This window comes from Actinoplanes sp. NPDC051633, from assembly GCF_040681735.1.
In the GTDB taxonomy this organism is placed as follows: Bacteria; Actinomycetota; Actinomycetes; order Mycobacteriales; family Micromonosporaceae; genus Actinoplanes.
Map to the genome: position 1 here is coordinate 1 of NZ_JBFAZH010000363.1, position 6,605 is coordinate 6,605.

6 protein-coding genes are annotated in these 6,605 nt (G+C 68.6%); all 6 read right to left on the minus strand.

The genetic code is table 11. The features are described from left to right. Window positions 1–233: F0F1 ATP synthase subunit epsilon (locus AB0M20_RS20565; RefSeq protein ID WP_364300352.1), on the minus strand; the 233-nt coding region annotated here is incomplete at its 3' end. A gap of 53 nt (window positions 234–286) precedes the next feature. Next, window positions 287–1,348 carry an LCP family protein gene (locus tag AB0M20_RS20570; protein WP_364300362.1) on the minus strand — a complete coding sequence of 354 codons (1,062 nt, stop codon included), beginning with the start codon at window positions 1,346–1,348 and terminating at the stop codon, window positions 287–289. Window positions 1,349–1,574: 226 nt separating this feature from the next. Then, a complete protein-coding gene (gene atpD, locus AB0M20_RS20575; RefSeq protein WP_364300354.1) occupies window positions 1,575–3,020 on the minus strand; it encodes a F0F1 ATP synthase subunit beta in 1,446 nt (481 codons plus the stop codon). After that, complete coding sequence (locus tag AB0M20_RS20580; protein WP_364300356.1) at window positions 3,017–3,946, minus strand: F0F1 ATP synthase subunit gamma; 930 nt, start codon at window positions 3,944–3,946, stop codon at window positions 3,017–3,019. The genes atpD and AB0M20_RS20580 overlap by 4 nt, the downstream gene beginning before the upstream one ends. Window positions 3,947–3,948: 2 nt before the next feature. Then, the gene (gene atpA / locus AB0M20_RS20585) at window positions 3,949–5,604 is read right to left on the minus strand and encodes a F0F1 ATP synthase subunit alpha (protein WP_364300358.1); all 1,656 of its coding nucleotides are present in this window, start codon (window positions 5,602–5,604) and stop codon (window positions 3,949–3,951) included. A gap of 64 nt (window positions 5,605–5,668) precedes the next feature. Further along, on the minus strand, window positions 5,669–6,493 hold the full coding sequence (locus AB0M20_RS20590) for a F0F1 ATP synthase subunit delta (protein ID WP_364300360.1): 825 nt from the start codon (window positions 6,491–6,493) through the stop codon (window positions 5,669–5,671). Window positions 6,494–6,605 lie beyond the last annotated feature (112 nt).

Here is a 6,605-nt window from a genome sequence, read left to right on the forward strand (position 1 = left end):
ACGCCGTCGGCGTCGATCGAGAGGAAGCCGCCGGACACCTCGTAGGTCAGCTGCTCACCACCGGCGAGCTTGACGCGCACCTGCGAGGGCTCCTTGAGCAGACCCAGCAGCGGCGCGTGGCCGGGCAGAACGCCGATCTCACCCTCGGTCGTGCGGGCGACGAGCATCTCGGCATCGCCGGTCCACACCTTCTCCTCGACGGCGACGACCTGGACGTGCAGCTGGTTGGCCACGCGGTCTCCTCAGCTAGACGGGTGAGCCCTGATGGGTGAAAGTCTAGACGGCGTCAGGACTTGTTGATGAACTCGGGGTGCTCCAGCAGGAAGTTGGCCACCGTGCCCTCGTTCACCGACGTGAAGAACTCGTCGGCGGTCGGGTCCAGCTGCTCGCCGCGATAGGAGCCGTTGACCATCAGCCCGCGCCCGGGCAGCTTGATCGTCGTCATGTTGGCCGGCTTGACGTTTTTCAGCGCCAGGCCCCAGTCGACCACGTTGTGCCCGTTGCCGTCGAAGATCAGCGCCTTGCCGGCCGCCCGCAACACCTTGTCGAGCTTGCCGGGGTTGGTCACCACGTCCTTGCTCAGCGCCTGCTGGGCCATCGCCTTGATGAACTGCTGCTGGTGGCGCTGCCGGTCGTAGTCGCTCTTGGGCAGGCCGTACCGCTGCCGGACGTAGTCCAGCGCCTCCCAGCCCTCCAGGTGCTGCGGCGTGCTGCTCTTCTTGTACGTCTTCTGCGGACCGGTGTACGGGTGCTCGCAGTTGGAACCCACCGGGCATCGGCCGGATCGGGGCCGCGGGGAGCCGTCCGGCGCCAGGTGCTCACTCTTGACGTTCTGGTCGATGGGCATGGTCACGCCGCCCATGGCGTCCACGATCTTGCGGAACCCGCCGAAGTTGATGATCGCGCCGGCGTCGAAGGTCTTGATGCCGGTGAGCTTGCCGACCGTCTTGGCCAGGAGGCTGAAGCCCTGCGGCACGTCGTGCTTGCCGTTGCCGATCGAGCTGCCGTACGACATCGCGGCATTGATCTTGGCGCGCCCGCCGCGGAACCCCGTCTTCTCGAACGCCGGGATGTCCACCACCAGGTCGCGCGGGATGGAGAAGAGATAGGCCTCGTCCATGCTCGCCGGCACGTGCACGACGATGATCGAGTCGGAGAGCGGGGCGGTCGTGTCGTTGCGCGGGTCGATGCCGACCAGCAGGATGTTGACCGGGCCCTTGATGTCGCTCTTCACCTCTTTGGCGGCGCCGTTGGCGGCATCGCCGAACAGGTTCTTCTCATCCACCGCACCCGCGTACCGCGAGACCAGGACCTGGCTTGTGACCAGCGTGCCGCCACTGATGACCATGAGGATGCAGCCGAAGATGGCACAGAGCCGCGCCCACAGCGGGGCCTTACGGCCCGTCCGGATCTTGCCTTTCGCCACCTGATCTCCCTGGTCAACGACACGCCGTCCACAGCCCGCCACGCCCCCGCCCGCGACGACGGAAGCGTAGCCGACGAACCTGAAACCCACTCAGACACGAGAGCCGCGCTGGGTGCATACCCAGCGCGGCCCACGATGATAGCCGATATCAGCCCTTCATCAGCTCGTGCGCATTCTTCTCCAGGTCCTCGAGGCCGCCGCACATGAAGAAGGCCTGCTCGGGGTAGTTGTCGAACTCCCCCTCAGCGATCTTCTTGAATGCCTCGATGGTCTCCTTGAGCGGGACCGTCGAGCCCGGGACGCCGGTGAACTGCTCGGCGGCGTACGTGTTCTGCGAGAGGAAGCGCTCGATGCGGCGAGCCCGCTGCACCGTGACCTTGTCCTCCTCGGAGAGCTCGTCCATGCCGAGGATGGCGATGATGTCCTGCAGGTCCTTGTACTTCTGCAGGATCCGCTGCACCTCACGGGCGACCGCGTAGTGCTCGGCGCCCACGTACTCCGGCGCCAGGATCCGCGAGCTGGAGGCCAGCGGGTCCACGGCCGGGTAGATGCCCTTGTCGGAGATCGACCGCTCGAGGTTCGTGGTCGCGTCCAGGTGGGCGAACGTGGTGGCCGGCGCCGGGTCGGTGTAGTCGTCGGCGGGCACGTAGATCGCCTGCAGCGAGGTGATCGCCTTGCCGCGGACCGAGGTGATGCGCTCCTGCAGCTCGCCCATCTCGTCGGCCAGGGTGGGCTGGTAACCCACCGCGGACGGCATGCGGCCGAGCAGCGTGGACACCTCGGAGCCGGCCTGGGTGAACCGGAAGATGTTGTCGATGAAGAGCAGCACCTCCTGGTTCTGGACGTCCCGGAAGTACTCCGCCATGGTCAGCGCGCTCAGCGCGACCCGCAGGCGGGTGCCCGGCGGCTCGTCCATCTGACCGAAGACCAGCGCGGTCTTGTCGAGCACGCCACCCTCGGCCATCTCCAGGATGAGGTCGTTGCCCTCGCGGGTGCGCTCGCCGACGCCGGCGAACACCGAGGTGCCGCCGAAGTTCCGGGCGACCCGGATGATCATTTCCTGGATCAGCACGGTCTTGCCGACACCCGCACCGCCGAACAGGCCGATCTTGCCGCCGCGCACGTACGGCGCGAGCAGGTCGAGCACCTTGATGCCGGTCTCCAGCATCTCGGTCTTCGGCTCGAGGTCCGCGAACGCCGGGGGCTTGCGGTGGATCGCCCAGCGCTCCTGGATGTCCAGGGAGTCCGGGTCGGCGTTCAGCACCTCGCCGAGGGCGTTGAACACGTGGCCCTTGGTGACGTCGCCGACCGGCACCGAGATGGCCGCACCGGTGTCGCGCACCTCCGCGCCCCGGACCAGGCCGTCGGTGGGCTGCATCGAGATGGCGCGGACCAGGTTGTCGCCCAGGTGCTGGGCGATCTCCAGGGTCAGCGTCTTCGTGCCGCCGGACAGCGTGACGTCCACGTGCAGGGCGTTGAAGATCTCGGGCATCTGGTCGCGCGGGAACTCGGCGTCGACGACCGGGCCGATGACCCGGACGACGCGGCCGACGCCGGTCTCCGTCTTGGTGGGCTCAGCAACAGCAGTCATCATCCATCACTTCCCGACGTGGACAGCGCCTCGACGCCGCCGACGATCTCACTGATTTCCTGGGTGATCGCAGCCTGCCGCGCGGAGTTCATCTCGCGCGTGTAGCGCTTGAGCAGGTCGTCCGCGTTGTCCGATGCGCTCTTCATCGCCCGCCGCCGCGACGCCGACTCGCTGGCCGCCGAGTCCAGCAACGCCGCGTAGATCCGCGTGTTGAGGTATTTCGGCAGCAGCGCGTCGAGCAGCTCGTCGGCCTCCGGCTCGAACTCGTACGCCGGGCGCAGACCCGGCTCGCGCTCACGCTCCTCGACCTGCATCGGCGCCAAGAAGTGCGCCTCGGCGGACTGCGTCATGAGCGACTTGAACTGGGTGCTCACGATGTGCAGCTCGTCGACGCCCTCGATGCCGTCCGGGCCGTGCTGCTCCTCGGTGTCGTCGGTGCCGGCCACGAAGGCCTCGAGCAGCGACTCGCCGACCCGCCGGGCGTCCTCGAAGCTGGGCCGCTCCGAGAAGCCGGTCCAGCTTGCCGCGATCGGCCGGTTGCGGAACCGGTAGTAGCCGACGCCCTTGCGGCCGATCACGTACAGCGCCACGTCCTTGCCGTCCGCGCGCAGCCGGGAGATCAGCTGCTCACAGGTGCGGATCGCGTTGGCGTTGTAGGCGCCGGCCAGGCCGCGGTCGCTGGTGATCAGCAGGACGCCCGCCCGGCGCACCTGCTCGCGCGCCTTGAGCAGCGGGTTGTCGACCGACGCGTTGGACGCCAGAGCGGTCAGGACACCGGTGATCGCCTGCGCGTACGGCTTGGAGGCGGCCACCCGTTCCTGCGCCTTGGCGATGCGGCTGGTCGCCACCAGCTCCTGCGCCTTGGCGATCTTCTTGGTCGACTTGACGGTGCGGATGCGCCGCCGCAGGGCCTGTACCTGACCGGCCATGACTAGCTCTCGTCCTGCTGGGCCGGGCGGCGGACCTCGCGGGTCACCGTCTCGTGCGTCTCGCGGCCCTCCTCGAGCGCCTCGGCGTCGGCCTCGTGGAGCTTGATGCCGGTGTCGCCCTGCTTGAAGAGCTCCTTGAACTCGTTCAGGCCGGACTGCAGCGTCTCCACGTTGTCGTCGGTCAGCTGACCGGTCGACTCGATGCTGGTGAGCACCTCGCTGCGGTGCCGCTTGAGCCACTCGAGCATCTCCTGCTCGAAGCGGCGGACGTCGCCGACCGGCACGTCGTCCATCTGGCCGGTGGTGCCGGCCCAGATCACGATCGTCTCGTCGACCACCGAGTACGGCGAGTACTGCGGCTGCTTGAGCAGCTCGACCAGCCGGATGCCCTTCTCCAGCTGGGCCCGCGACGCCTTGTCCAGGTCGGAGGCGAAGGCCGAGAACGCCTCCAGCTCACGGAACTGGGCCAGGTCGAGCCGGAGCCGGCCGGACACCCGACGCATCGCCTTGACCTGCGCCGAGCCGCCGACCCGCGACACCGAGGTGCCGACGTTGATGGCCGGGCGCACACCCGAGGCGAAGAGGTCGCCCTCGAGGAAGATCTGGCCGTCGGTGATCGAGATGACGTTGGTCGGGATGTACGCCGAGATGTCGCTGGCCTTGGTCTCGATCAGCGGCAGGCCGGTCATCGAGCCGCCACCCAGCTCGTCGGAGAGCTTGGCGCAGCGCTCCAGCAGCCGGGAGTGCAGGTAGAAGACGTCACCGGGGTACGCCTCGCGGCCCGGCGGGCGGCGCAGCAGCAGCGACACCGCGCGGTACGCCTCGGCCTGCTTGGTGAGGTCGTCGAACACGATCAGCACGTGCTTGCCGTTGTACATCCAGTGCTGCCCGATGGACGAGCCGGTGTACGGCGCGATGTACTTGAAGCCGGCCGGGTCGGACGCCGGGGAGGCCACGATCGTCGTGTACTCCAGCGCGCCCTGCTCCTCCAGCGTGCCGCGGATGCTGGCGATGGTGGAGGCCTTCTGCCCGATCGCCACGTAGATGCAGCGGACCTGCTTCTTCGGGTCGCCGGACTGCCAGTTGGAGCGCTGGTTGATGATCGTGTCGAGCGCGACCGTGGTCTTGCCGGTCTTGCGGTCACCGATGATCAGCTGGCGCTGGCCGCGGCCGATCGGCGTCATGGCGTCGATCGCCTTGATGCCGGTCTGCAGCGGCTCCTTCACCGGCTGCCGCGCCATCACGTTCGGCGCCTGCAGCTCGAGCTCGCAGAAGCCTTCGTTCTCGATCTCGCCCCGGTCGTCGATCGGCTCACCGAGCGCGTTCACCACGCGGCCCAGGTAGGCGTCTCCGATCGGCACCGAGAGGACGCGGCCGGTGCGCTTGACCTGCTGCCCCTCCTGGATACCGGTGAAGTCGCCCAGCACCACGACGCCGATCTCGCGGATGTCCAGGTTCAGGGCGACACCGAGGGTGCCGTCCTCGAACTCGAGCAGTTCGTTCGTCATCGTCGAGGGCAGACCCTCGACGTGCGCGATGCCGTCGCCCGCATCGGAGACGATGCCGACCTCCTCGCGGGAGACCTCGGGCGAATAGGACGAGACGTAGCGCTCTAGCGCCCCCCGGATCTCGTCCGAGGAGATGGTCAGCTCGGCCATCCTCTGCCTTCTCTACTCAGCTCGGGACGTCGCCGCCACCGAGGGGCTGTTGCAAAAAATGAAACTACTTGGCGAACGCCTGCTTGGCCTCGTTGAGCCGCCGCAGGATCGTGCCGTCGTAGAGGTCGGAGCCGACCCGGACGCTGACGCCGCCGATCACCGTGGGATCGACGTCGATCTTCAGCGAGACCTGACGGCCGTAGAGTTCGGACAGTTTGTAGGCGAGACGCTGCTCATCGGCGTCGCTGAGCGGCTTGGCCACGGTCACGTACGCCACCTCGCGGTCGCGTTTCGCAGCGGTGAGCTCGACCAGCCGGGTCAACGAGAACTCGAACCCGCGACCGCCGAACCCCTCGAGCGCCACCTCGACCAGCCGCAGCGTGGCCGGCTGGGACTTGCCCTTCAGCAGGTCCTCCACCAGCTTAACCCGCCGTGCGGTCGACGCGCCGGGATCACTGAGGGTGACCGCCAGCTCGGGGTTGCCCGAGACGATCTGGCTGAACCGGAAGAGCTCGTCCTCGACGTCACTGATGTTGCCCGACTTCTCCGCCGCGGAGAGCACCGCGTCGACGCCCAGGCGCTCGGTGGCGTCCAGCAGGTCGACGGGCCGCGACCAGCGACCGGCGACGAGCACGGCGACCGTGTCCGTCACCACGGTGGAGACCTTGCCGCCGAGCAGCGACACGATGAGATCCGCGCGGTCCGATCCGGACCGGGACGGGTCGGTCAGCGCCCGCCGCAGCCGCGGCTCGGCTCGGAGCAGCGCCGCCACCGACAGCAGATCGTCGGCGGCCTTGGTGCGGTCGGCGGCCGTCGCCTTGGCGGTGCCGGCCGCGAACTTGTCCGCGGCCGCGCCGTACGACTCACGGCCGACGGTCGGCGCCGGCATCAGCGCCGCCCGCCGCGCGGGGCGGGGGGGTGGTGCTCGGCGATGAACCGGTCGTCCGTGCCGCGGGGGCGGGGCGCGTCGGCCAGCGACTCGCCCACGCAGCGGGCGGCCA

Coding starts and splice junctions, on each gene's coding strand:
- AB0M20_RS20570 (WP_364300362.1), bottom strand. CDS start 1,348: ATGGTCATCAGTGGCGGCACGCTGGTCACAAGCCAGGTCCTGGTCTCG.
- atpD (WP_364300354.1), bottom strand. CDS start 3,020: ATGATGACTGCTGTTGCTGAGCCCACCAAGACGGAGACCGGCGTCGGC.
- AB0M20_RS20580 (WP_364300356.1), bottom strand. CDS start 3,946: ATGGCCGGTCAGGTACAGGCCCTGCGGCGGCGCATCCGCACCGTCAAG.
- atpA (WP_364300358.1), bottom strand. CDS start 5,604: ATGGCCGAGCTGACCATCTCCTCGGACGAGATCCGGGGGGCGCTAGAG.
- AB0M20_RS20590 (WP_364300360.1), bottom strand. CDS start 6,493: ATGCCGGCGCCGACCGTCGGCCGTGAGTCGTACGGCGCGGCCGCGGAC.